Origin of the sequence: Modestobacter sp. VKM Ac-2986, from assembly GCF_026967795.1 — a bacterium.
Classification (GTDB): Bacteria; Actinomycetota; Actinomycetes; order Mycobacteriales; family Geodermatophilaceae; genus Modestobacter.
This window is the reverse complement of record NZ_JAPVBH010000003.1, coordinates 512515-536592: the sequence shown is the minus strand read 5'-3', so window position 1 is coordinate 536592 and position 24078 is coordinate 512515. Positions and strand designations below refer to the sequence as shown.

General features: G+C 75.1%; 26 protein-coding genes and 1 riboswitch. Of the genes, 17 read left to right on the top strand and 9 right to left on the bottom strand.

The window, feature by feature from the left end:
- Nucleotides 1–30 precede the first annotated feature (30 nt).
- The 3 genes from O2W14_RS10475 to O2W14_RS10465 all read left to right on the top strand — a co-directional run bounded on the left by O2W14_RS10475 (nt 31) and on the right by O2W14_RS10465 (nt 3495).
- A complete protein-coding gene (locus O2W14_RS10475; protein WP_269176030.1) occupies nt 31–786 on the top strand; it encodes an SDR family oxidoreductase in 756 nt (251 codons plus the stop codon).
- A gap of 601 nt (nt 787–1387) precedes the next feature.
- Complete coding sequence (locus O2W14_RS10470; RefSeq protein WP_269176029.1) at nt 1388–3064, top strand: HNH endonuclease signature motif containing protein; 1677 nt, start codon at nt 1388–1390, stop codon at nt 3062–3064.
- A 140-nt stretch (nt 3065–3204) separates the two neighbouring features.
- Nucleotides 3205–3495, top strand: coding sequence for a hypothetical protein (locus tag O2W14_RS10465; RefSeq protein WP_269176028.1), 291 nt, complete (start codon nt 3205–3207; stop codon nt 3493–3495).
- 147 nt (nt 3496–3642) lie between these two features.
- Here O2W14_RS10465 and O2W14_RS10460 read toward each other — a convergent pair whose 3' ends face one another.
- From O2W14_RS10460 to O2W14_RS10450, 3 genes are read right to left on the bottom strand one after another with little or no spacing between them, the layout of a single operon-like run.
- Nucleotides 3643–3876 (bottom strand): hypothetical protein, encoded by a 234-nt coding sequence (locus O2W14_RS10460; RefSeq protein WP_269176027.1) that lies wholly within the window; start codon nt 3874–3876, stop codon nt 3643–3645.
- Nucleotides 3877–3879: 3 nt separating this feature from the next.
- A complete protein-coding gene (locus O2W14_RS10455; RefSeq protein WP_269176026.1) occupies nt 3880–4791 on the bottom strand; it encodes a Dyp-type peroxidase in 912 nt (303 codons plus the stop codon).
- Nucleotides 4792–4833: 42 nt separating this feature from the next.
- Entirely contained in the window at nt 4834–5226 is a 393-nt protein-coding gene (locus O2W14_RS10450) for a cupin domain-containing protein (RefSeq protein WP_269176025.1), read from the bottom strand.
- A 124-nt stretch (nt 5227–5350) separates the two neighbouring features.
- Here O2W14_RS10450 and O2W14_RS10445 point away from each other — a divergent pair, with 124 nt between their 5' ends.
- The 6 genes from O2W14_RS10445 to O2W14_RS10420 all read left to right on the top strand — a co-directional run bounded on the left by O2W14_RS10445 (nt 5351) and on the right by O2W14_RS10420 (nt 9643).
- On the top strand, nt 5351–5758 hold the full coding sequence (locus O2W14_RS10445; RefSeq protein WP_269176024.1) for an NUDIX domain-containing protein: 408 nt from the start codon (nt 5351–5353) through the stop codon (nt 5756–5758).
- Nucleotides 5759–5866: 108 nt separating this feature from the next.
- Nucleotides 5867–6424 carry a universal stress protein gene (locus O2W14_RS10440; protein WP_269176023.1) on the top strand — a complete coding sequence of 186 codons (558 nt, stop codon included), beginning with the start codon at nt 5867–5869 and terminating at the stop codon, nt 6422–6424.
- A gap of 5 nt (nt 6425–6429) precedes the next feature.
- Nucleotides 6430–7077: a class I SAM-dependent methyltransferase gene (locus O2W14_RS10435; RefSeq protein WP_269176022.1), complete on the top strand. Its 648-nt coding sequence runs from the start codon at nt 6430–6432 to the stop codon at nt 7075–7077.
- A gap of 153 nt (nt 7078–7230) precedes the next feature.
- Nucleotides 7231–7381: riboswitch (cyclic di-AMP (ydaO/yuaA leader) on the top strand.
- Nucleotides 7382–7398: 17 nt separating this feature from the next.
- The gene (locus O2W14_RS10430) at nt 7399–8388 is read left to right on the top strand and encodes a transglycosylase SLT domain-containing protein (protein WP_269176021.1); all 990 of its coding nucleotides are present in this window, start codon (nt 7399–7401) and stop codon (nt 8386–8388) included.
- Between the two features lie 122 nt (nt 8389–8510).
- Nucleotides 8511–9080, top strand: a complete 570-nt coding sequence (locus tag O2W14_RS10425; protein ID WP_269176020.1) for a YceI family protein — start codon at nt 8511–8513, stop codon at nt 9078–9080.
- Nucleotides 9081–9154: 74 nt separating this feature from the next.
- Nucleotides 9155–9643 carry a VOC family protein gene (locus tag O2W14_RS10420; RefSeq protein ID WP_269176019.1) on the top strand — a complete coding sequence of 163 codons (489 nt, stop codon included), beginning with the start codon at nt 9155–9157 and terminating at the stop codon, nt 9641–9643.
- Here O2W14_RS10420 and O2W14_RS10415 read toward each other — a convergent pair.
- From O2W14_RS10415 to O2W14_RS10405, 3 genes are all read right to left on the bottom strand, one after another.
- On the bottom strand, nt 9630–10250 hold the full coding sequence (locus O2W14_RS10415) for an FMN reductase (RefSeq protein WP_269176018.1): 621 nt from the start codon (nt 10248–10250) through the stop codon (nt 9630–9632). The two genes, O2W14_RS10420 and O2W14_RS10415, sit on opposite strands and share 14 nt — an antisense overlap.
- On the bottom strand, nt 10247–11350 hold the full coding sequence (locus O2W14_RS10410) for an LLM class flavin-dependent oxidoreductase (protein ID WP_269176017.1): 1104 nt from the start codon (nt 11348–11350) through the stop codon (nt 10247–10249). The genes O2W14_RS10415 and O2W14_RS10410 overlap by 4 nt, the downstream gene beginning before the upstream one ends.
- A 78-nt stretch (nt 11351–11428) precedes the next feature.
- The gene (locus O2W14_RS10405) at nt 11429–12316 is read right to left on the bottom strand and encodes a helix-turn-helix domain-containing protein (protein ID WP_269176016.1); all 888 of its coding nucleotides are present in this window, start codon (nt 12314–12316) and stop codon (nt 11429–11431) included.
- Between O2W14_RS10405 and O2W14_RS10400 the strand changes: the two genes are divergently transcribed.
- From O2W14_RS10400 to O2W14_RS10390, 3 genes are all read left to right on the top strand, one after another.
- The gene (locus tag O2W14_RS10400; protein WP_331253586.1) at nt 12233–13105 is read left to right on the top strand and encodes a TIGR04222 domain-containing membrane protein; all 873 of its coding nucleotides are present in this window, start codon (nt 12233–12235) and stop codon (nt 13103–13105) included. The genes O2W14_RS10405 and O2W14_RS10400 overlap by 84 nt on opposite strands.
- A 370-nt stretch (nt 13106–13475) precedes the next feature.
- Nucleotides 13476–14312: an HDOD domain-containing protein gene (locus tag O2W14_RS10395; RefSeq protein WP_269176014.1), complete on the top strand. Its 837-nt coding sequence runs from the start codon at nt 13476–13478 to the stop codon at nt 14310–14312.
- Nucleotides 14313–14430: 118 nt separating this feature from the next.
- A complete protein-coding gene (locus tag O2W14_RS10390) occupies nt 14431–15396 on the top strand; it encodes an NAD(P)H-binding protein (RefSeq protein ID WP_269176013.1) in 966 nt (321 codons plus the stop codon).
- A 45-nt stretch (nt 15397–15441) separates the two neighbouring features.
- On the opposite strand, the gene O2W14_RS10385 is transcribed toward O2W14_RS10390, so the two are convergent.
- Entirely contained in the window at nt 15442–15597 is a 156-nt protein-coding gene (locus tag O2W14_RS10385; protein ID WP_269176012.1) for a hypothetical protein, read from the bottom strand.
- Between the two features lie 151 nt (nt 15598–15748).
- On the opposite strand from O2W14_RS10385, the gene O2W14_RS10380 reads away from it, so the two are divergent.
- On the top strand, nt 15749–17227 hold the full coding sequence (locus O2W14_RS10380) for a mannitol dehydrogenase family protein (RefSeq protein ID WP_269176011.1): 1479 nt from the start codon (nt 15749–15751) through the stop codon (nt 17225–17227).
- 48 nt (nt 17228–17275) lie between these two features.
- Here O2W14_RS10380 and O2W14_RS10375 read toward each other — a convergent pair whose 3' ends face one another.
- Nucleotides 17276–19006, bottom strand: coding sequence for an amidase (locus tag O2W14_RS10375; protein WP_269176010.1), 1731 nt, complete (start codon nt 19004–19006; stop codon nt 17276–17278).
- Between the two features lie 134 nt (nt 19007–19140).
- Between O2W14_RS10375 and O2W14_RS10370 the strand changes: the two genes are divergently transcribed.
- Nucleotides 19141–19983 carry a hypothetical protein gene (locus O2W14_RS10370; protein WP_269176009.1) on the top strand — a complete coding sequence of 281 codons (843 nt, stop codon included), beginning with the start codon at nt 19141–19143 and terminating at the stop codon, nt 19981–19983.
- A gap of 7 nt (nt 19984–19990) precedes the next feature.
- Here the strand turns inward: O2W14_RS10370 and O2W14_RS10365 are convergent, their stop codons facing one another.
- Nucleotides 19991–21049 (bottom strand): DUF3616 domain-containing protein, encoded by a 1059-nt coding sequence (locus O2W14_RS10365; protein WP_269176008.1) that lies wholly within the window; start codon nt 21047–21049, stop codon nt 19991–19993.
- Nucleotides 21050–21155: 106 nt separating this feature from the next.
- On the opposite strand from O2W14_RS10365, the gene O2W14_RS10360 reads away from it, so the two are divergent.
- The 3 genes from O2W14_RS10360 (at nt 21156) to O2W14_RS10350 (ending at nt 24075) form a co-directional block, all read left to right on the top strand.
- A complete protein-coding gene (locus O2W14_RS10360) occupies nt 21156–22214 on the top strand; it encodes an SDR family oxidoreductase (RefSeq protein ID WP_269176007.1) in 1059 nt (352 codons plus the stop codon).
- Nucleotides 22215–22357: 143 nt separating this feature from the next.
- Entirely contained in the window at nt 22358–23464 is a 1107-nt protein-coding gene (locus O2W14_RS10355; RefSeq protein WP_269176006.1) for an NAD(P)-dependent alcohol dehydrogenase, read from the top strand.
- A 29-nt stretch (nt 23465–23493) separates the two neighbouring features.
- On the top strand, nt 23494–24075 hold the full coding sequence (locus O2W14_RS10350) for a hypothetical protein (RefSeq protein WP_269176005.1): 582 nt from the start codon (nt 23494–23496) through the stop codon (nt 24073–24075).
- Nucleotides 24076–24078: the final 3 nt, after the last annotated feature.

Below are 24078 nucleotides of genomic sequence, written 5' to 3'. Positions count from 1 at the left end.
GGGTCCGACGATCCCGGCAGACTGCGGGGCGTGTCCTCCGCTGCGCGTCCGCTCACGCTCGTCACCGGTGGCAGCCAGGGGATCGGTGCCGCCACCGCCGTCCACCTCGCCGGCCTGGGGCACGACGTGGTCGTCGGCTACCGCAGCAGCCGCAGCGAGGCCGGGGCCGTGGTGGCGGCGGCGCAGGCGCTGGGCGCGCGGGCGGTCGCCGTCCGGGCCGACGTCGCCGACCCTGCCGAGGTCGACGCGCTGTTCGACGCGGCGGCCGAGCTGGGCCCGGTCACCGGTCTGGTGGCCAACGCCGGGCTGACCGCGCACCTGGGCGACCTCGCCGACACCCCGGTCGAGGTGGTGCGGCAGGTGCTCGACGTCAACCTGCTCGGCGTCGTGCTGTGCGCCCGGCGTGCGGCCCAGGTGATGTCCCGGCGGCGGGGCGGGGTCGGTGGCGCGATCGTCACGGTGTCCTCGGGCGCGGCCACGCTCGGGTCGCCGCACGAGTACGTGCACTACGCCGCCGCCAAGGCCGGCGTCGACGCGCTGACCTTGGGGCTGGCCAAGGAGCTCGCGGACGACGGCGTGCGGGTCAACGCGGTCGCGCCCGGACTGGTGCGCACCGGCATCCACGCCGGGGCCGGCGACGCCGGCCGGCTGGACCGGGTGGTCGCGCGGGTGCCGATGGGGCGGGCGGGGGAGCCCGACGAGATCGCGCCGGCGATCGCCTGGCTGCTGGGCCCCGAGGCGAGCTACTGCACCGGGGCGGTGCTGCGGGTGGCCGGCGGGCTGTAGGTCGGTCGGGCGCCCACCGACTGGCGCGCGTGGGCCGGTCCTCGCCCCGGGGCTCCTCGCGAACCGCCGCAAGGGGCCGCAGCTTTGGGGCTGCGCCTGGCTCGGGTACGGGTGGCCCGGGTCGCGTCCGGGAGGCGGGCTGACCACGTCCGGACGTCGCGCTGGTGAACGGCAGGGTCGGTCGATTGGCCGTGGCGCGGGCTGGCGCAGACGGTCAGGCGGCAGCGCCGCTTCCGTTCGGAGCCCCGGGCCGGGTGCGCGTGGCCCGGGTCGCGTCCGGGAGGCGGGCGGAAGATGTCCGGACGTCGCGCTGGTCGTCCACCGGGTCGATCGGCTGGACGTGGCGCGGGCCGACGCGGACGGTGTCATGCGGCAGCTCAGTGATCCGTTCGGAGCCCCGGGATCAGGACACACCGCCTGGCCGGACGACCGTTTCGGGAGTCCTCCGCGCGCTCCTCGATGCCCCAGAACTGTCGTACCCCTCGCCTAGGTTCAGGGTGTGTTCAGCGGCTACGGGGTGGGTGTGACGGTCGTCGACCGCGCCGAGTCCCTGCCTGCTCTGCCGCCTCCTCCGGTGGGGGTGACGCGGCGGCGGTCACGGTTGGCGGAGCTGCTGGCGCCGGCGTCCTTCTCGGAGACCGAGTTGGCGCGGGAGATGGGCGCGGTCGCTGACGGGCGGGGTCAGTTGGCGGCCTATGACGCGGTGCTGATCGCCCAGCTGGCTGCTCGTCGTCCGGCGCAGACCGACCTGACCGAGGACGAGCCCGGCCACGCAGTCGAGGGCTGGTCACCAGCTCGGGTGCCTGGGGTGAGTGAGTTCGTGGTCGACGAGCTGGCGCTCATGCGGGGCATCTCGCTCGCTGCGGCAACAGGGCTGGTGGAGCGGTCACTGGCCTTGGTGCACGAGCTGCCGGCCACCTGGGGTGCGCTGGCTGACGGTCTGGTGGACGAGCCGCGGGCGAACGCGATCGTGCGTGCGCTGGCGGGGCAGTCGCAGGCCGCTGGTGGCCCGGTCGATGCAGCGGTCGTGGCCGAGGTGGAGATGCAGGCACTGGAGTGGGCGGTGGCGGGGGAGACCCCGGTGCGCTTACGGGAGCGCACGGCGGCTGCCCTGATCGCGCTGGACGCCGCGGCCGCTGACCGGCGACGCAAGAAGGCCGAGCGGGCGGCTGATGTGCGGACGCGGCCGGTCGGGGACGGCATGTCCGAGCTGATCGCCGACCTGCCCACCCCGGTCGCTGCGGCCTGCCGGGAGACCGTGGACACCTACGCCCGCATGGCCAAGGACGACGGCGACGAGCGGCCGATCGGGCAGCTGCGCGCACTCGTGCTCTCGGACCTGATCCTGCGGCCGTGGGACACCAGCCGGCCGTCGGTGACGGCACACCTGCAGGTCATCGCGCCACTGCCAGCTCTGGGCGGGCGCGATGCCAGCGAGGCTGCGCCGGCACGGGCGCCGATGCGCGGAGACGAGAGGCGGACGCCGTCGGCCTGGATGCCGAGCGACGAGGACGCCGCCTCGGTGGACGGCTCCCCGATCACCCACCAGCAGCTGCGAGAGCTGCTCGAGCAACTGGACGGGCTCTGCCCGGGAGGGCTGCAGGCACCGGTCGACGGGTCGCTGGACATCGCGCTCGTCGACCCGGACACCGGGGCGCTGAGGGCGACGGTCAGCCGTCGCGAGCTGCAACGACTGGTCCGTCGCGGCTGCCAGGAGCACCTGCCGGGCCCGCCCCGCGTCCCGTCCCGGAGCCGAGGGCGCGACGGGTGCGCAGGCTCTGGCCCGTCCGCACCGGGCCGGCCCCTCCGCCGGGCGTCGGACCACCCACCGCCAGGTGCCTGCGACTGCCCTGTGCTCGAACGCCCACCGCGGGTCGACCGCTACACATCCACCCCGGCTCAACGCCGCTTCGTTCAGGCCCGTGACCGCACGTGCCGCCATCCCGGCTGCCGTCGTCCTGCGGCGCGGACGGACCTGGACCACGTGCACGCCCACGCCGACGGCGGGGTCACCGACTGCAGCAACCTGTGCTGCCTGTGCCGACGGCACCACCGGCTCAAGACCCACGCCCCCGGCTGGCGGTTCACCATGACCGCCGACGGCACCCTGTCCGTGACCACGCCCAGCGGGGTCACCCGCACCACCCACCCACCGGGCCTGCGGCTGACCGGGGTGCGGGGTCGAGTCGGGGGCGGGGCCGCGGCCGAGCTCCTGCTCACCGGCGGTTCCTGGTCACCGGACCGGGGAGCCGGTCCAGACGACCCGCCACCGTTCTGACCAGTCCCACGGGACCAGCTCCCGCCACGCCCGCCGAGGACGGCCCAGCAGCGCAGGGGACGGTCGGTGGCCGCGCGCGTCCCCGCAGGTGGTCACGCGGGAACGTCACGCCGGGACCGGCATCTGCCGATGAGTCCCTCGTGATCCGTTCCCACGCCGTGGAGAGCTCGCTGCGGAGCCCTCAGTGGTTCGACGCGGCCCACCAGGCCGACATCCTGGCTGCCTTCGACACGCACCTGGCCAGCGGGCTGCACGACCGCAGCCCGTTCACGCCCCGCCCCGAGCGGGTCCGTGAACTCGGTCAGCTCGCCGCCTCCAGCACGCTGCCCGCCCGGGCCGCGCTGCTGCGCTGGGGTGGACTGCCCGCCGCGGTCCGCAGCCAGCTGCTCATCGGCTGGTACGGCTCCCAACGCACCAGCTCCGCCGCCTGACGGCTGCGGTGACGCGGACCTGTGGGGCCCGCCTACCACGCGCGGACCAGCCAGCCCCGACCGCCACCTGACGGTCGCGGTCCCGATGTCGATCGTGGCCCCGGCCGGCCGATGGCTGTACCTCGGCCGCCGCCGGACGTCGAGCAGTCAGTCGACGTCCCAGGCCTGCCCGCACGACGCGCACCGGCCGGCCGCCGTCCGCTCGCTGAGCCGGCCGCACGCGGGGCACACCTGGTCCAGCCAGCAGGCCGGGTCCCCGCCCTCCGGCTCGGTGCCCTCCGGCTCGGCGCCGGGGTCGTGCGCGTCCGGCCCGCCACCTTTCGGGTCGATGTCCGGCTGGGCACCGCCCTCCGGCCCTGCGCCCGGGCCGGGCGCGTCCACCGGTCAGTCCTCGTCCGCAGGGACGAACCGCGCCAGCGCCTCGAGCGACGGGCACGTGTAGTACGCCCCGGTCAGCGGGGTGAGGAAGCCGGTGATCCCGTCCCGGACGCCGTCGACCGCCCCGGCCATGCGGCGCAGCATCTCCGTCATCCGCCACTGGTCGCGGGCGAACCCGACGAACGCCGTCCCGTGGTCGGTGACCCCGCCGTAGGCGACGTTGCGGCGGAAGATCTGCTTCTCCTCGCCGTCCACCTCGACGGTGGTGCGGACGACGTGCGCGCTGGGCAGCTGCTCGTCGTCGGGGAGCTCGACGCTGTCGGGCTTGGTGCGGCCCATCATCCGTTCCTGGCCGTACTCGCCCAGCGACTCCCACGACCCGGTGTCGTGCCGCCACGTCTGGAACAGCACGATGCTGGCCCCGGCACCCGGCTCGCCCGCCGGCACCGCGGCCACCTCGGCGGCGGTCAGCAGCGAGGGGTTCTCGGTCCCGTCGACGAACCCGGTCAGGTCGCGGTCGTGCCGGTACAGCCAGCCGGTGACCTCACGGCCGACCGCGGCCACCCCGGACAGTGCCGCGAGCACCTCGCGGGCGTTGTCGAACACCGCCGTCCGGTTGCCGCCGGCGACCCAGACCCACGCGTCGTGCTGGGTGGCCGGCATCCGGTAGCCACCGGCACCGACCAGGTCCTCGGTCCAGCTCGCCGCGTCGGCCGGGGCGTCGGCGGGGGAGACCCCGGCCCACAGCTCCGGGCGGAAGCCCACCACGACGTTCACCCCGCCCACCGACGACAACGGACCGGTGAGCCCGGCGACGGCGCGCACGAGGTCCTCACCGGTCCGGTCGGGGTCCAGGTCGAGCTCGAGATAGCAGTGCTCGGGGGTGCCGAGAGCGAAGATGCCGGGCTGCGTCGTCACCCGACCAGCCTGCCCTGTCCGCTCCCGGCGCCCCCCGCGCGGTCAGCCCTCGGTCGGCGGCTCGTCCTTGCCGGCCTCCTCGAGGGCGTCGGCCTCCTCCTTGGTCTTGTGCACGGCCTTGTCGGCGTGCTCGGCCGGGCCGTAGACCGTGTAGAGCACCAGCGGGTTCACGCCGGTGTTGAGGAAGTTGTGCTTCTTGCCCGCCGGGACGACGACGAGGTCGCCCTGCGCCACGTTCTTCTTCTGCCCGCCGACCTGCGCCTGGCCGGTCCCGCTGACGAACGTGAGGATCTGGTCCACGTCGTGGATCTCCTCGCCGATCTCGCCGCCGACCGGGATGGTCATGATCACGAGTTGGGTGTGCTCGCCGGTCCAGAGGACCCGCCGGAAGTCGGCGCTCTGCTCGGCGACGGTGGCGATGGTGAAGTGCTCCATGGACCTCGTCCTCCTCTTCGATGCGGGCGGCAGGGGCTGCCGCCGGTCGTGGTCCAGTCAAGAGCACCGCGGCCCGGTGCGCGATCCGAGGTGATCTTCGACGCGGCCGCCCACACTGGCGACGGTGACCGCACCCGACCCCGCACCCCGGCACGACGTCGTCGCCGGTGCGCTGGTGCGGGACGGCGCCGTGCTGCTGGCCCACCGCAGCCCGGCACGCCGCTGGTACCCCGACGTCTGGGACCTGCCCGGCGGCCACCGCGAGCCCGGCGAGACCCCCCGGCAGGCGCTGGTGCGCGAGCTCACCGAGGAGCTCGGCGTCACCGCCGTCCGGTGCGCCGTCGCGGGCGTCCTGGAGGAGGCCGACCTGCGGCTGACGGTCCTGCGGGTCGACCGCTGGGACGGCGAACCGGCCGACACCGCACCCGACGAGCACGACGAGCTGCGCTGGTGCACCGCGGCCGACCTGCCCGGGCTCCGGCTGGCCCACGCGGCGTACCGGGACCTGCTCGCCGGGCTGCTGCGGGCGTGACCGACCACCTGCGGGGACCGGCGCCGGTGCGGTACGACAGGCTGTGCAGGCCAGGCGACCCTGGCGCCCGGCCGCGGCCGGGCAGGTGCACCGGCACAGGAGGACGTCGTGAGCGACCAGGCAGGCAACGACCGGTTCGATGCATCACCCGAGGCCGAGCTGGACGAGGCGGTCGTCCAGCAGGCCGGCGCCGACACCGGCGACGTCAGCACCCGGGCGGTCGTCGACGGCGGCATCGTCGTCGGCCACGACGGCTCCGACCACGCCCGCGACGCCCTGGTGTGGGCGGCCACGCTGGCCGAGCGGGCCTCCTGGCCGCTGCACGTCGTGCGCGCCTGGCGGATCGCCACCGCGCCGCAGCCGGCCAGCTGGGAGTCCGGCTACGTGCCGCCCCTCACCGACTTCGAGGCCGCCGTGCAGGCCGACCTGGAGGCCGACGTCGCCGCCGTGCTCGGCGCCGAGCGGGCCGCGGGCGTCACCTGCCACGTGGTGCACACCGCCCCGGCGCAGGCCCTGGTCGAGGCGGCGGAGGGTGCGGACCTGCTGGTCGTGGGCGCACGCGGGCGCGGCGGCTTCGCCGGGCTGCTGCTGGGCTCGGTCAGCGACCAGGTCACCCGGCACGCCCCGTGCGCGGTGACCGTGGTCCGCGACGGCGGCGAGGGCTGAGCCCGGTGGCCGAGCCGCGCGCGGTCTCCCCGGAGTTCCTGCGGGCACACACCACGCCGGCCCGGCCCACGCTGGTGCCCGAGGTGCAGCTGCACGTCGCCGACGACGTCGTCGCGCTGTGGGAGGCGATGGAGACCGAGGGCGGCGGCGCCGGGCAGGACCCGCCGTTCTGGGCCGCCGCCTGGCCCGGCGGGCAGGCGCTGGCCCGGCACGTGCTCGACCACCCCGAGCTGGTCGCCGGCCGGCGGGTGCTCGACCTGGGCGCCGGCAGCGGCCTGGTCGCCGTGGCGGCGCTGCTGGCCGGGGCGAGCGAGGTCGTGGCCAGCGACGTCGACCCCTACTCGCACACCGCGATCGCGCTGAACAGCGAGCTCAACGGGGTCGCCGGCGTCCAGGTCGTCGGTGACGTGCTGGGCGAGGACCCGCCGGACGTGGACGTCGTCCTGGCCGGGGACGTCTGCTACGACCGGGACATGACCGCCCGGGTGCTGCCCTTCCTGGGCACCGCGTGGCTGCGCGGGGCCACCGTGTTCCTCGGTGACCCCGGCCGGGCCTACGTGCCCAAGGAGGGCCTCGTCGCGCAGGCCGAGTACGACGTGCCGGACGCCGACGGGGGGCAGGTGCGGCGGACGACGGTGTGGCGACTGCCCTGAGCCGTCGGTCACACGCGCGCCCCTGGCTCGTCCGCGAGCAGGCCAAACGTGGCAGATGCTCACAAATCGGCGGGCGGGGATTGTCACGACCGGGTCACGGCCTCTACCGTGGCCGAGTCCGGTCGGACGTCAGGTCCCCACCCGGGGAGCCCGTACCGGATGCCGCCGAGTCGCTGCCCACAGCGATCCGGGGACCCACCGCAGCACTGGGGTGAATCTCGCTCCGGGCCACCGCCCGGCGCGCGTAGGGCGCCTTCCCGCCCGAATCCGTCAGCTAACCCGGTAGGCGGCCGCGGAAGACCAACGGAGTCCACCCCCTCGATGTCCCGTCGCACCTCGGCGCGCGCCTCGCACGACCAGTCCCCGGCCACCGACGTCCTCGACGTCCCCGCCACGGACGCCCCCGCCACCGCGGTCCTCGCCGGGCCGGTCGCCACGCCGCGCACCGGCCGCCGGCTGACCCCCGGGGGGCTCCGCCGTCCCGCGCTCTTCGTGGCCGTCGCCGCCGCCGGGGCGATCATGGTCAACGTCCTCACCCTCGGCCAGGAGGACGCCCTCGCCGACGCGACCACCGAGCCGGTCAGCATCGCCGCGCAGCTCGGGCTCAGCTCCCAGCAGGCCGAGCTGACCGTGACGCCGGGCCAGGTGGGCGAGCGCCTCGGTGCGCTCGCCGGCAACCGCAGCCAGCGCGAGGCCGAGCAGGCCGCCGCCGCCCAGGCGCAGGCCGCCGCGGACCAGGCCGTGCTCGCGGCCAAGGCCGCCGAGGAGGCCCGGCTGGCGGAGGAGGCCCGGCTCGCCGAAGAGGCCCGCCTGGCGGAGGAGGCCCGGCTGGCCGCCGAGGCGAAGGCCGCCGCGGAGGCCGAGGCCGCCGCCGCGAAGGCCGCCGAGGCCAAGGCTGCCGAGGCAGCGGCTGCCGCTGCGAAGGCCACCAAGAAGAGCACGCCGGCTGCCGCGCCGGCACCGAAGGCGGCTGCCCCCAAGGCCGCCGCCGAGGCCCCGGTCGCCGCGTCGTCGGGCGGGTCGGGCTCCTTCCAGGACTACGCACTGGGGAAGCTCGGTGGCGACAGCCGCGAGTTCACCTGCCTCGAGAGCCTGTGGGGCAAGGAGAGCGGCTGGAACCCGAACGCGCAGAACCCGCGCAGCACCGCCTACGGCATCCCGCAGTTCCTGGACTCGACCTGGAAGAGCACCGGGATCGCCAAGACCTCCGACGGCTACCGCCAGATCGACGCCGGGCTGATCTACATCGACGCCCGCTACGGCTCGCCGTGCGGCGCCTGGTCGCACTCGAAGGCCACCGGCTGGTACTGAGCGCAGCCCGGGAGGAGACCCCCTCTTCCTGAGGCGGGGTCCGTCGTGCACGATCGACACGTTCGACCCTTCCGACACCAGGAGCGCGCAACGTGGGCAAGCACCGTGCAGACGAGGGTGCGGTGACGGACTTCGACGCCGCCACCAGCGCCCTCTCCGACGTCACCGGTGACTACACGGTCGACGTCGCACACACCCGGATCGGCGTCCGCGCCCGGCACGCGATGGTGACCACCGTGCGCGGCGCGTTCACCGAGTTCTCCGGCACCGCCCACCTGGACACGACGCACCCGGTGGCCAGCAGCGTCGACCTGCGCATCGCCACCGCCAGCATCGACACCGGCACCCCCGACCGCGACGCGCACCTGCGCTCCCCGGACTTCCTCGACGTCGAGCGCTACCCGGAGATGCGCTTCGCCTCCACCGACGTAGAGCAGGTCGACGACGAGGTCTACCGGGTCACCGGCGACCTCACGATCAAGGACGTCACCCGTCCGGTGTCGATCGACTTCACCCTCACCGGCTCGGCGCAGGACCCCTTCGGCAACACCCGGGTGGGCTTCGAGGGTGCGCTGGCGATCAAGCGCAGCGACTGGCAGCTGACCTGGAACGCGGTGCTCGAGACCGGCGGCGTGCTGGTCAGCGACCGCGTGCAGATCGAGTTCGACGTCTCGGCGATCAAGGTCGGCTGACGACGGGCGCGGACGCCGATGACTTCGGCGGCCGCAGGTGGTCTCCTCTGCACACCCCGAGGAGAGGACCCACCATGCCCGTCCAGACACCCTGCCTGTGGTTCGACGGCCAGGCCGAGCAGGCAGCCACCTTCTACACGTCGGTCTTCCCGAACTCCGCGGTCACCTCGGTGAACCGCAACCCCGACGGCTCGGCCCTCGTGGTCGAGTGGACGCTCGACGGCCAGGGCTACCAGGGTCTCAACGGCGGCCCCGAGCACGCCGGCTTCAGCTGGGCGGTCAGCTTCTCGATCTCCTGCGCCGACCAGGCCGAGGTGGACCACTACTGGTACGCGCTGAGCGACGGCGGCGAGGAGTCCCAGTGCGGCTGGCTCAAGGACCGGTTCGGTCTGTGGTGGCAGGTCGTCCCGGTGCGGCTGCCCGAGCTCCTGGGAGACCCCGACCCCGAGCGCGCACAGCGCGCGATGCAGGCGATGCTCGGCATGCGCCGGATCGTCGTCGCCGAGCTGGAGGCGGCAGCCGCGGGCACGGCCACCGCCCCCGCGGGGGTCACTGCCCCCTGAGCAGGTCCTCGAAGGACGTCGTCGGGTCGGCGAACGGGTCGGCGGGCCGGCTGGTCACCGGCTGTCCGGCGACCAGCCCGGCCAGCTCGCCGGCGGCCCGGTCGATCCGCTCGGACAGGGACTGGTCGACCCCGCCGCCGGCCCAGTCGTCGCTGGCGGCGAACACCGCGGTCGGCACGCTGAGCGCGCGCAGGTAGGAGAACAGCGGGCGGACCGCGTGCTCCAGCACCAGCGAGTGCCGCGGCGAGCCGGCGGTCGCCCCGAGCAGTGCCGGCTTGCCGGTCAGCGCGCCGACCTCCAGGACGTCGAAGAACGTCTTGAACAACCCGCTGTAGCTGGCGGAGAACACCGGCGTGACCGCGATCAGCCCGTCGGCGCCGACCACCGTGTCGATCGCCGTCCGCAGCGCGGCGTTGGGGAAGCCGGTGACCAGGGCGTCGGCGAGGTCGTGGGCGTGCGCGCGCAGCTCCACGACCTCGACCGTCGCGTCCTCGCCGCGGGCCTGCAGGGCGGCCACGGTCGCGGTGGTCAGCCGGTCGGCCAGCAACCGGGTGGACGACGGGACGCTCAGGCCGGCGCTGAGCACGGCCAGGGTGCGGGTGGTCATGCCTGCGCCCCTGTCACCGCGGGCACGCCGGCGGCCGCGGCGACCAGGCTGGCGTGGGTCGGCGCCTCGGGCACGTGCGCGGGCTTGAGCGCGGCGAACTCCCGCCGCAGCACCGGCACGACCTCCTCGCCGAGGAGGTCCAGCTGCTCGAGCACCGTCTTCAGCGGCAGCCCGGCGTGGTCGATGAGGAACAGCTGGCGCTGGTAGTCACCGACGTAGTCGCGGAAGCCCAGCGTCCGCTCGATGACCTGCTCGGGGGAGCCGACGGTCAGCGGCGTCTGGGAGGAGAAGTCCTCCAGCGACGGGCCGTGGCCGTAGACGGGTGCGTTGTCGAAGTAGGGGCGGAACTCCCGGACGGCGTCCTGGCTGTTCTTCCGGATGAACACCTGACCGCCCAGGCCGACGATCGCCTGGTCGGGGTCGCCGTGGCCGTAGTGGGCGTACCGGCGGCGGTAGTACTCGACCATCCGCTGGGTGTGCTCCTTGGGCCAGAAGATGTGGTTGTGGAAGAAGCCGTCGCCGTAGAAGGCGGCCTGCTCGGCGATCTGCGGGCTGCGGATGGAGCCGTGCCAGACGAACGGCGGGACGCCGTCGAGCGGGCGCGGGGTGGAGGTGAAGCCCTGCAGCGGGGTGCGGAACTGGCCCGACCAGTCGACGACGTCCTCGCGCCACAGCCGACGCAGCAGCTGGTAGTTCTCCACGGCGAGCGGGATGCCGTCCCGGATGTCCTTGCCGAACCACGGGTAGACCGGGCCGGTGTTGCCCCGGCCCATGGTCAGGTCGACGCGGCCGTCGGAGACGTGCTGCAGCATCGCGTAGTCCTCGGCGATCTTCACCGGGTCGTTGGTGGTGATCAGCGTGACCGCCGTCGACAGCTGCAGCGTCGAGGTGCGGGCGGCGATGTAGCCCAGCGCGGTGGTGGGGGAGGAGGGCACGAAGGGCGGGTTGTGGTGCTCGCCCATGGCGAACACGTCGAGCCCGACCTCCTCGGCCTTGAGCGCGATGGCGATCATCGCCTTGATCCGCTCGGCCTCGGTGGGTGCCCGGCCGGTGGTCGGGTCGGGCGTGACGTCGCCGACGGTGAAGACCCCGAACTGCATGGCGTGCTCCTCGTGCTGGTGGTTGAGAGTGCAACTACTGGCCGGTGGAACCCTGCCACACCGCCGGGCATTCCCGGCTCAGCCGGGCAGGGCCGCCAGCTCGCGCCGGATCAGCGCCAGCGACTGTGCCGGGTCCAGTGCCATCTCGCTGATCAGGTCGAACGCCTGGGTGTAGCGGTGCACCTCGGCCTCGGCGTCGAGGAAGAAGATCCGCGTCTTGTTCTCCAGGTAGACGACGTCGGCGGTGGCGGTGGCCAGTGAGTCCAGGACCGAGAACGACCCGGCGGTCACCGGGGGCAGCCCGGCGGAGAACGGCAGCACCTGCACCCGGACGCCCGGCCGGGCGGCGACCTCGGCCAGCCGCTGCAGCTGCCCGCGCCGGACGGCGGTGTCGCGGGCCGGGTCGCCGGGCACGACGCAGCGGCGCAGCACCGACTCGTCCAGCACGGCGGACAGCTGCAGCGCGCCCCCGGGGCGGTCGCCGTCGAGCACGTCCTGCCGACGCCGGCACACCTGCACGCGGCGCTCGACCTCGGTCGGGGAGGGGCGCGCCCAGGTCGAGAGGATGACCTCGCGGGCGAAGTCCGGGGTCTGGAGCAGCGCGTGCGGGACCAGTGCGCCGTAGCAGCGCAGCGCCCGCGACCCGGACTCCATCCGGATGAGGTTGGCGTAGCCCGGCGACAGGGTCTCGGCGTAGGCGTCCCACCAGCCGCGCGGGCGGGCCGAGGGGGCCAGTCGGCGCAGCAGGCCGGCCTGCTGCTCGGGCACCCCGTACAGCTGCACGAGGCGCTCGAGGTCCGCGCCGGAGACGCCGCTGCGCCCGGTCTCGATCCGGGACACCTTGGACGGCGACCAGCCCAGCGCGGCGGCGACGTCCTTGCCGTGCAGCTGGGCCGCGGTGCGCAGCACCCGGAGCTCGGCGGCCAGCCGGCGCTCGCGCACCGAGGGCGTCTCGTGGACCGACATGAGTCGCAGCCTGACCGTGTGCGTGCAATCTTGCAAGTGGCCTTCCGTCGGAGGAGGCGGCGGTGGGACCTTTCCGGCAGCGGCCGCCCCCCACCCGCACCGACCCCAGGACGGACAGCGATGACCGGAACCCGCACCCGCACCGACACCTACGACCTCGCCCAGCTGGCCGGCGGCTCCGCCCGGGTGGCCGACACCGCGGTGGTCACCCTCCTCGTCCGCGGTCGGCTGCGCGCCGACGGCGGGGGCATGCTCCGCGCGGTGGGCACCGCCCCGGTGCACCCGGTGGAGGCGGCCGTGTTCGGCCTGGTCGACCCCCGCCCGCAGCGCTCGGCGCACACCCTGCGCGCCTGGGTCCAGGACGACCCGCGGGTCCTCGCCGTCGCCGACCGGCTGCAGGCCGAGGGCCTGCTGCGACCGGGGCGGTGGGCCCGGCTGTCGGGGCCGGCCCTGGTGCCCACCCGGGAGGGCCGCCGGGTGCTGGTCGAGGCGCGGCAGGAGGGCGGGGCCGGCCAGGAGCGCCTCGTCGCCCTCGACGGCGTGGTCGCCATGGCCGACCAGGACCTCCGCCGGCGGGTCTTCGGTGCCCACCCCGCCCCGTCCACCGGAGGGCGCCCGCGGCGCTCCGGCGCCGTGTGGTCGACGGGGTCACCGGGCAGCATCGCCGGCTGGGGCGGGGGAGACGGCACCGCTGCCGGCTGGGGTGGTGGCGGCTGGGGTGGTGGCGGTTGGGGCGGGGACGGCGGCGGGTGCGGCGGTGGGGACGGCGGCGGCGGCGGGGGCTGCTGACCCGGCGTCCCGGTCCTCCCGCGGCGGGGCGACCGGGACGCCGGACCCGCGCACCGGGACCGGTGCAGCGGGGGACCGCCACCTTGGGGGGAGTTCGGCCCGGGGTGCTGGAGAGCACCCGGCCACGAGCCGAGGTCATGTTCAGGACGCACGGCTGCGTCCCGACCAGCGAGGGGAGGCACCACGTGGCAGCGCGGACGCCACCTGCCGCCGGACCGCCCCGAGGTGGGGCTCTGCACGGTCGCCGAGAGCGTCGAGCAGGCCGAGGAGCTCACCCGTCTGGGCGCCACCTGCCGGGCGCCAGCTGTGCCGCTCCTCCCGCACGCCCGACCGGGCCCCACCGACCGCGCCCCACCGACCTGGAGCCCTCGTGACCTCCCTCGCCATCTCTGCACCCGCCCTGGCCCTCGCGCCGCTGTGCGACCTCGAGGGCGTGCTGGCCAGCATCGACACGATGGCCGCCCAGCGCCCGGTCGCCGCCCAGGTCGTCGCCACCGCCAGCGGCGACGACGCCAGCGCCGAGGGGCTCGCCCGCATCCTGGCCGGCGACGTCGCCCTCGCCGGCCGGGTGATGAAGCTGGCCAACTCCGCCTTCTACGGCATGCGCGGCCGGGTGACGTCGCTGCAGTTCGCCGTCACCGTCATCGGCTTCGCCACGGTGCGCACCATGGCCACCGTGGCGCTGACCGACCTCGACGACGAGTCGCGGCTGCCCGAGGACTTCTGGGAGACCTCGACCAGCCTGGCGCTGGCCGCCTCGACCCTGGCGCCCCGGTTCGCCGAGCGTCCGCAGGACGCGCTGTGCCTGGGCCTGCTGGCCCAGCTGGGCGTCGCGCTGCTGCACCACCACGACCCCGTCGGCCACGCCGAGCTGACGGCCGGCGCCCGGTCCTTCGACGCACGGCGGGCGGCGGAGGTGCAGCGCTACGGCATCTCGGCGCTGCGGCTGACCTCGGTCGCGCTGGAGCAGTGGGGCTTCCCGGCCGGGATGCTCGTGCCGCTGGAGCAGGTCGGGGACCTGGGCTCGTTCTCCGGGGCGCTGCTGCGCTCGGCCTTCGAGGTCGCCGCCCGGATCGTGGACGCCGGCCACGAGGAGCTGCCGATCGAGCGGGTCAGCTGTGGCCAGCTGCGCGAGCGCGACGTCGCACCGGTGCTGTCCCAGGTGCGCACCGACGCCGCGGAGCTGCGGCAGGCGCTGCTGGCCTGACCGTCGGCGCCGCGCCCACCGTGCGGCGGGCCTCGTCGTCCGCCGGGGTGAGTGACCGGTCTCCTCCGGTTTGTGCGGGACAGCGCGGAGGCACCCCTCACCGGTGACTCGTTGTCTGGTGACAGGTTCCTCCGGCTACATCGGGTCCCGGCTGGTCGTGCAGCTCGAGCGCGCCGGTCACCAGGTGGTCGCGACCGCGCGCGAGGTGGCCAAGCTGGCCGACTTCGACTGGCCCGACACGGTGACCGAGGTGTCGCTGGACGTCTCCGACGCCGACTCCTGCCGCCGGGCGTTCGCCGCGGCCGGCGCCGTGGAGGTCGCCTACTTCCTCGTGCACTCCATCGGCGAGGGCGACTTCGCCACCCAGGACCTCGACAGCGCGCGGGCGTTCGCTGCGGCCGCCCGGGAGGCCGGGGTGTCCCGGATCGTCTACCTGGGCGGCTTCGTGCCCCAGGAGGAGCAGCTCTCCGCGCACCTGGAGAGCCGCGCCGACGTCGGGGACGCCCTCGGGGAGGCCGGCGTCGAGCTCGTGTGGCTGCGCGCGGCGATCGTCCTGGGCGGCGGGTCCACGTCCTACGAGCTGGTGCGCCACATCGCCGACCGGGTGCCGGTGGTCCCGCTGCCGACCTGGATGCAGCACCCGGTGTCGCCCATCGCCGTGACCGACGTCCTGCACTACCTGGTCGCCGCGGCCGACCGCGACCGCCTGCCCGCCGGTGCCTACGACGTGTCCAACGGCGAGCGGCCCACCTACGCGGAGCTGATCCGGGCCTACGCCGCCGAGGCCGGGCTCCGCCGCCTGTGGCTGCCCTTCCCGCCCGTGCCGCCCCGGCTGGTCGCCACGATCGCGTCGTGGCTGACCCCGCTGCCGCGCGAGCTCACCGCCGACCTGGTGATGAGCCTGCCCAACAGCATGGACTCCCGGGACGACCGCATCCGCGGCATCGTGCCCGACCCCGTCGGTGGGCTGGTCAGCTCCCGGGACGCGCTGCGCCGGGCCCACCAGGGCAGCCGGACCTCCGGGGTCGGCAGCAGCGGGGACGTCCTGCACCGGGTGCGCACGGACCCCGCCTGGTCGGCCTGAGCCGGAGCTGACGGCCGGTCGCCGGACGCCGGTGCACCCGCGCGGTCAGCGGGTGGTGTCGGGGTCCAGGGCCAGCTCGTCGGCGGTCACCTCGCCGAGCGCCCGCAGGACGCACTGTGCCTGGGCCCGCTGGCGAAGCTGGGCGTGGCGCTGCTGCGCTCGGCCTTCGAGGTCGCCGCCCGGGTCGTTGACCCCGGCCACGAGGAGCTGCCGATCGAGCGGGCCAGCTGCGCGAGCGCGACGTCGCACCGGTGTTGTCCCAGGTGCGCACCGACGCCGCCGAGCTCCGCCAGGCCCTCCTGGCCTGACGGGTACGGGTTTGCGCCCCGGTGGCCGCGGGGACGGGGTCGGGATGCAGCTGGACGCGACGACCCTGCACGACCTCGGGCCGGAGGTCTCCACCCCCGGCTACGACCGCAGCGCGGTGCGCACCGGCATCGTGCACCTGGGCGTCGGCGGGTTCCACCGCTCGCACCAGGCGATGTACCTGGACCGGCTGATGAACCAGGGGCAGGCGCTCGAGTGGGGCATCTGCGGCGTCGGCGTGCTGCCCTCGGACGCACGGATGCGCGACGTCCTCACCGCCCAGGACGGCCTCTACACGCTGGTGCTCGCCCATCCGGACGGCTTCCTGGAGGCCCGGGTGATCGGCTCGATGGTCGAGTACCTGCTGGCGCCGGACGACCCGGAGGCCGTGCTGGAGAAGATGGCCGACCCCCAGGTGCGGATCGTCTCCCTGACCGTCACCGAGGGCGGCTACAACACCACCGGGATCGGCGCCTTCGACACCACCGAGCCCGGTGTGGTCGCCGACGCCGGCCCCGGCGCCGTCCCGCGCACGGTGTTCGGGCTGGTGGTCGAGGCGCTGGCCCGCCGCCGGCAGCGCGGCGTCCCGCCGTTCACCGTCGTGTCCTGCGACAACATGCCCGGTAACGGCGACGTCGCCGCCGACAGCTTCACCGCCTTCGCGCGGCTGCGCGACCCGGAGCTGGGCGACTGGGTGCAGGCCACCGTCCGGTTCCCGAACTCGATGGTCGACCGGATCACCCCGGGCACCACCGATGTCCAGCGCGAGGAGGTCAGCCGCCGGTTCGCCGTCGAGGACGGCTGGCCGGTGATCGCCGAGACGTACACGCAGTGGGTGCTACAGGACGACTTCAGCCTCGGCCGCCCGCCGTTGGAGGATGCTGGTGTGCAGGTCGTCGCCGACGTCGAGCCCTACGAGCTGATGAAGCTGCGGCTGCTCAACGCCAGCCACCAGTGCCTGGGCTACCTGGGGCTCCTGGCCGGGTACACGTTCATGCACGACGCCTGTCAGGACCCGTTCCTGCGGGCCTTCCTGGTCGGGTACATGACGGACGAGGCCACGCCCTCCCTGCCGCCGGTGCCGGGCATCGACCTCGCGCAGTACCGCGCCGACCTGCTCGGCCGGTTCTCCAACCCCTACGTGCGGGACACGCTGGCGCGGTTGTGCGTCGACAGCTCCGAGCGCATCCCCCGGTTCCTGCTGCCGGTCGTCCGGGACGCCCTGGCCGCCGGCCGTGACGTCACCCACGCCGCGGTCGTCGTCGCGGCCTGGGCGCGCTGGGCCGCCGGCACCGACGACTCCGGACGGGAGCTGGAGATGACCGATCCGCGCGCCGACGCGCTCCGGGCCGCGGCACGCTCGCAGGACGGCGACCCGCTGGCCTTCCTCCGCCTGCGTGAGTTGTTCGGCGACCTGGTGGACGACGAGCGCTTCACCGGCCCCTACCGGCGGGCGCTGGTCTCGCTCACCGACCAGGGGGCCAGGGCCACCGTGCAGGCCGTGGTCCGGGGGACGCTGGTCTGACGCCGCTGCCCCACCCGGCGAAGACGCCTGGTGGGGCAGCGGTCCTGCTCAGGTGCCCGGCTCGGGGTTGTCCGGCTGCGGGTCGGCGCCCACCGTGGGGAGGAAGCCCGGTGCCTCGCGGGCCGCCGCCTGCTCCTCGAAGTCCGCGGCGATGTCGAGCAGGGCCGCGTCGGTCCAGCGGCCGCCGAAGAACGAGACGCCGACCGGCAGCGTCTCCCGCGGGCCGGAGAACCCGGCGGGCACCGACACGTTCGGGTAGCCGGCCACCGCGGCCGGGCCGGAGGTGCTGTAGACGAAGGCGTCGGCCTGCCCGTCCAGGTACTCGTAGCGGGTCTGCCAGGCCGGGGTGTTGGTCAGCCCGACGATCGCGGCCAGGTCGTCCTCGGGGCCGGCGCCCTGGGCGAGCACCTCGTCGATGGAGGCGCGGGCCAGCTGCCGGATCCGGTCGCGGGTCTCGCGCACCGCCGGGTCGTCGGCGGGCACGGTGGCCGCCTGGGCCTGCTCGAGGAGCTCCTGGCCGAAGTAGGCCAGCTCCACCGGGTCCTGGGCGTTGAACTCGATCAGCCCGGCCAGGTCGGCGGGGTGGTCGCCGGGGGTGGCGGCGAGGTAGGCGTTCAGGTCGCGCTTGAACTCCGCGAGCAGGGCCGGGGTCTCACCGGCGCCGATCTCGTCCTGGTACGCCAGCTGCACCGGCACCGCGGTCGCGCCCGCGGCCTCCACCGCCTTCACGGCGGCGGCGAAGACGGCCTCGGTCTGGTCGTCGACGGCCGCGGACTGCTCCGGGGTGAGCGTCCAGACGCCGATCCGGGCGCCCTGCAGCGCGTCGAGGTCCAGGTCGGCGAAGTCGGTGCCCAGGTCGGCGGGGATCTCGGCGGTGGCGGCGTCGGCGTCGTCGGTGCCGGCCAGCACCTCCAGCACGAGCGCGGCGTCCACGGCGTGCCGGGCCATGGGCCCTGCGGTGTCCTGCTCGGCGGAGATCGGCACGATGCCGGTGCGGCTGACCAGGCCCAGCGTGGGCTTGAGCCCGACGACGCCGTTGGCGCCGGCGGGGCAGACGATCGAGCCGTCGGTCTCGGTGCCGATCGCGACCTGGGCCAGCGAGGCCGCCACCCCGGCCGCCGAGCCGGAGGAAGAGCCGCACGGGTTGCGGTCGAGCACGTAGGGGTTGGCCGTCTGTTCGCCCACGCCGCTCCAGCCGCTGGTGGAGGCGGCACCGCGGAAATTCGCCCACTCGGACAGGTTGGCCTTGCCGAGCACGACCGCCCCGGCCTCCCGGAGCCGCCGGGTGATCGTCGCGTCGTCGGGCTCGCTGCCCAGCAGCGCCCGCGAGCCGGCGGTGGTGGGCATCGCCTCGGTGTCCACGTTGTCCTTGAGCAGCACCGGGATGCCCTCGAGCGGGCCCCGCGTCTGCTGCCGCTGCCGTGCCGCGTCGCTGGCCGCGGCGTCGTCCAGGGCGTGCGGGTTGACGCTGAGCACCGCGCCCAGGTCGGGGTTGAGCGTGTCGATGCGGGCCAGGTAGGCCCGGGTCAGGTCGACGGCGCTGAGCTGCCCGGCGTCCATCCGCTGCTGCAGCTCCGGGATGGTCAGCGCGTCGAGGTCCAGGCCGCGGACGGGCACCGAGGGGGAGGCGACGAGGTCGGGGACGGCGACCGGAGGGCGGTGCGGCGGCGTCGCGGAGACCGCGCTGGCCGGCAGCAGCAGCGCCGCGGCTGCCGCGGCGGCGGCGACCGCCAGCGGACGGCGCAGGGGGCGGGGACGACGGTGCTGGTCGACGCGCATGGACTGCTCCAGGGCTCGCTGCGGGTCCGGCTGTCCCGGCTCACGCTAGGCCCGCGCGCGCACATCCGCCCCTCAGCCGGGGCACAGCCGGGTCCTGCTGGTGGGACGCCGCCCCGGCGGGGCATGGTGGAGGGGTGATCGACAGCGACTTCGGCCCGGACCCCATGGCGCTGCTGTGCCGGGAGGTGCTCCGCGAACGCACCCCGGCCCTGATCGCCGAGGCGTGCGCCTGGGCGGTGGGGCTCTCGGACCACCCGCACTTCCAGCGGGTGCGCGGCCGGGTGGTGCCCAGCGGCTCGACCCTGGGTGCCCGGGCGGCCAACGGCCAGCCGCTCGGCGGTGAGGAGGACGGCCGGCTCGAGCTCGGCGACGCCCGCCCCGGCAGCTTCCAGGACGCGCTCAACGCCCTCGGCGCCGACGGCGTCCTGCACGCCGAGCGGTTCGACCGGGAGCTGGTCGAGCCGTTCGTGCTCGACACCTGCGTGCAGGCCGCCGAACGGTCCCGCGCCACCCGGACCGCCGAGTGGGCCGAGCTGCTGGACGAGCTGGGCGAGGACGGTGCGGACCTGGTCGAGGTCGTGCGGGTGGGGGAGTGGGAGGCGCCGCTGCGGATCGACGCCGAGCACCTCGTGCTGGCCGCGATCGGTGCGGTGCCGCTGGTGGAGGTGGAGGCCGAGGGGCTGCCGCTGTCGCTGGTGCGCGCGGCCGAGGCGGTCACCCGGGCCGCGGCCCCGGTGCCGGCGCCCACCGGTGCGGCGGCCGACGAGCTTGCCGGCGCGCTGTTCCTGGCCGAGGCCGCCGTGCGGGGCTCCGGGCTCACCCTGCCGGTGCCGCTCGCCCAGGCCGACCGGCTGCTCGACGTGCTGCTGGCCGAGGGGCTGCTCCCGGAGGAGGTGCCGGCGCTGCTGTCCCAGCTGCCGGTCGAGCCGGTCACCGCTGCGGAGGTGCGGGCCACGCTCGCGGCGCTGGGCGGCTGAGCCGGGCTCAGCGCGCGGGCAGCCGGACGACGTCGGCGTCCACCCCGTGCTCGTGCAGCCGGGCCGGTGCCGGGCTGTCGTAGACGACCAGGAGCCGGTCCTCGCCGACCAGGCCGATGCCCTCGGCGTGGTCGTCGCCGTCGCCGAACGGCAGCTCCAGCTCACGGGTGAGCGCCTCGCCGCGCACGACCTGCGGGACCTCCACGGTGAGCGCGTCGTGCCAGCGGTACACCCGCACCGGGCCGTCGAGGTCCATGGTCGGGCCGGCCAGCACCAGCAGGTCGTCCCCGTGCGGGCACAGGTCGCGCACGCCCAGCCCGGCCATCCGCAGCACGTGCTTCCGGTACCCGCGGCCGTCGGGGAACGGCTGCAGCCGGAGCCGGCCGGGGTGGTCGGGGTGGACCTCCGGGCGCAGCTCGAGCACGACGGCCCAGCCGCGCAGCACCGGACCGCGCAGCCCGAGGAACACCCGGTCGCCGGCCACCGCGATGCCCTCGACGTCCAGGCCGTTGTCCTTGCCGGGGATCGGCAGGAACGGCGCCAGGTGCTCGTCGTCGGCGAGCAGGTCGCGCAGGTCGTCGCCGTGCGCACCGAACACCGCCGCCCGGTGCGCCACGCCGTCGACGGTCAGCTCCCGCACCGGCGTGGGCAGTCCGTCGACGGTGGCCACCGGGAGGCGCACCAGCACCTGGCGGTTGGCCTGGCCGGAGACCTTCGCGAGCCGGCGGAGCGCCTTGTCGCCCTCGTGGGCGTCCTTGATCCGCTTGCGCCGCAGGCTGTGCGAGCCGACCGCCCACAGGAAGTCCCCGTGCCGGGCCAGGCCCTCGACGTCGGCCTCCTCGTCGTCGTCCTCGCCGGGCAGGTCGACAAGGTCGGCGAGCCGGAAGGTGGTCTGCCCGGCGTAGTCGCCGGCGTCGTCGGCGACCAGCCGCTCGACCGTGGCCGTCTCGTCACCGGCGACCCAGAGCACCGGGCCGTCGCTGCGGACGGCGGAGAGGTTGGTGTGCGTCCCCGCGGCGCGGGCGTCGGCGGAGAAGGAGAGCCGGACCGTGCGTTCGATGCCCACGCCGCCAGCCTGGCACGACCCCTCCGGTTCGACGTCGCCTTCCGGTTCGACCCCGCGCTCCCGGGCACTGGTCGGGGGAGCAGTCGACACGAGGGAGCACAGCGGGATGAGCGAGCAGGGCAGCGTGCTGGTCACCGGCGCGGGCGGGGTCATCGGCTCCGCCGCGGCCACCGAGTACGTCACCGCCGGACGGCGGGTGCGCGGGGTCAGCCGGCGGGCGCCGCGGGAGGCCGGTTGGGAGCACCTGGCGGTCGACCTCCGGGACGCCGACGCCACGCGGGAGGGTCTGGCCGGGGCGCGGGACACCACGCACCTGGTGTTCGGCGCCTACGCCGAGCGGCCCACCGCGGCGGAGCTGTCGGAGGTCAACGTCGGGATGCTGCGGCACACCCTCGACGGGCTGGCCGCGGCCGGGGCGCCGCTGGAGCACGTGACCCTGTACCAGGGCGGCAAGGCCTACGGCGCGCACATGGGCTTCTTCAACACCCCGGCCAAGGAGAGCGACCCGCGGATCGTCCAGCCGAACTTCTACTACGACCAGGAGGACCTGCTCCGCGAGGTCGCCGCCGAGCGCGGGTTCCGGCTCACGGTGCTGCGGCCAGAGGGGGTCATCGGCTACGCGGTCGGCAACCCGATGAACCTGCTCATGGTCCTCGCCGTCTACGCCGCGATCAGCCGCGAGCTGGGCCAGCCGCTGCGCTTCCCCGGCAGCCTGGCCGCCTACGACGCGCTCTACCAGGTGACCGACGCCGAGCTGCTGGCCCGGGCGACCGTGTGGGCCGGTGCGACGCCCGCCGCCGACGGCGAGGTCTACAACGTGACCAACGGCGACCAGGTGCGCTGGCGGCACCTGTTCCCGGCGTTCGCCCGGGCGTTCGGCATGGAGCACGCCGAGCCCCAGCCGGTGCCGCTGCCCGAGGCGATGGCCGGGCGCCGCGACGTGTGGGAGCGGCTGGCCACCCGGCACGACCTGGTGCCCACCCCGTTCCAGGACCTGGTCGGCTGGGAGTTCGGTGAGTTCATCTTCACCTCCGGCTTCGACAACGTCAGCTCCACGATCAAGCTGCGCCAGGCCGGGTTCGCCGACTGCCTGGACACCGAGGACCGGTTCGTCGAGCTCTTCGGCCGGCTGGCCGACCGGAAGGTCATCCCGCCGCTGCGCTGAGCCGCGACACATGTCGCGCCCGTGCTGTGCACTGCGGTCGCGGGCACACTGCGGGCACGCCGCGGGCACTGTCGCCCGCGGCGTGACGGTCCGCGGGGGCGCCGGCGCGGCCGTCGTCGGCCGGCCCGGCGTGGGGAGCGCAGATGAGAGCAACCGCCGCCGTCGTCGAGCAGCCGGACGCACCGTTCGTCCTCCGGGACGTCGAGGTCGACGACCCCGCCCCGGGCGAGGTGCTGGTGCAGGTCACCGCCACCGGGTTCTGCCACACCGACGGGCTGGCCCGGGAGGGCAACATGCCGTTCCCGCTGCCCGGCGTGCTCGGCCACGAGGGTGCCGGGACGGTCGTCGCCGTCGGCGACGGGGTCACGGAGGTCCGCGAGGGGCAGGCCGTCGTCATGGGCTGGCCCTGGTGCGGGCGCTGCCGCAACTGCCTGGACGGCGAGCCGCGGTACTGCCTGGACCTGGGGCGGCTGGCCTTCAGCGGCTCCCGGCCGATCGGCACCTCCGGCGTGCGCACGACGGGTGGCGACCCGCTGGCCGGGGCGTTCTTCGGGCAGTCCTCCTTCGCCACCCACTCGCTGGTCACGGCGACCTCGCTGGTGCCGGTCCCCGAGGGGCTGCCGGTCGACCTGATGGGCCCGCTGGCCTGTGGCCTGGCCACCGGCGCCGGTGCGGTCCTCAACACCGCGCGCCCGCTGCCCGGCGCCTCGCTGGTGGTCTACGGGGCCGGCACCGTGGGGCTGGCCGCGGTCATGGCCGCCCGCAACTCCGCGGCCACCACCATCATCGCCGTCGACCGGCACGAGTCCCGGCTGCAGCTGGCCCGGGAGCTGGGCGCCACCGAGGTGGTGAACGCCGGCGACACCGACCCGGTGCAGGCGGTCGCCGACATCTGCGGCGGACCGGCCGACTTCGCGCTGGAGTGCACCGGCATCCTGCCGGTGGTCCGCCAGGCCATCGACTCGGTCGGGATGCGCGGCAAGGCCATCCTGATCGGCGGTGCGCCGGCCGGCGCGGAGTTCACCGCCGACCACATGAGCACGCTGTGGGGCAAGTCGATCGTGGGCACCCTGGGCGGCAGTGGCCGCAGCGGGCCGCTGATCGGGGCGCTGATGGCCCTCTACGCCACCGGCCGGTTCCCGATCGACCGACTGGTGGAGCGGTTCCCGCTGGACCGGATCGGCGAGGCGATGGAGGCCTCGTACAGCGGCGAGGTCGTCAAGCCGGTGATCACCATGCCGCAGGACTGACGCCGCGGGGCACGTCGTACGGTCGCGGCGTGGCTGACGACTTCACCCAGTGGACCCCCGCCGACGCCGAGCGGCTGCGCGCCGCCGCGGCCGACCTGGCCGCGGCGGTGACCGCGCACGCCGCCACGGTGTCGGCGGTGACCGGCGAGGACGGCGTGCCCGAGGTGCTCGCCGCCAACGACCGGCTGCTGCCGGCGGTGCTGGCCTACGCCGACGCCCAGTTCGACCTGACCGGCAACGACTTCCCGTTCGGCGTCCTGCACACCTACGCCGAGGACGAGGCGGAGGACGCCGACGTCCTGCCCGACGTCCCCGTGGCCGCGGTGGTGCCGGACACCTCGGGCACCACCGACGTGTCGGTGCTGCAGCGGCACGACCTGCGGGTCACCGACGAGGCCTCCGTGCTGGTGGCCGCGGGGGAGTCCGAGCTGGGCCAGGCGCTCGCCGCGCTAGCCCGCACCGCCGGCTGGGACTCCCTCGGTGAGGTGCCGGGGCTGCGCTCGGCCGCCCGCTCGGTGCTGGTGGTCGGCCAGCAGGTCGCCCCCGGTGCGGAGCCGGACGCCGAGGACGGCGACCTGCTGTTCTCCCAGCAGGAGGTCTTCCCCGGCTGACCG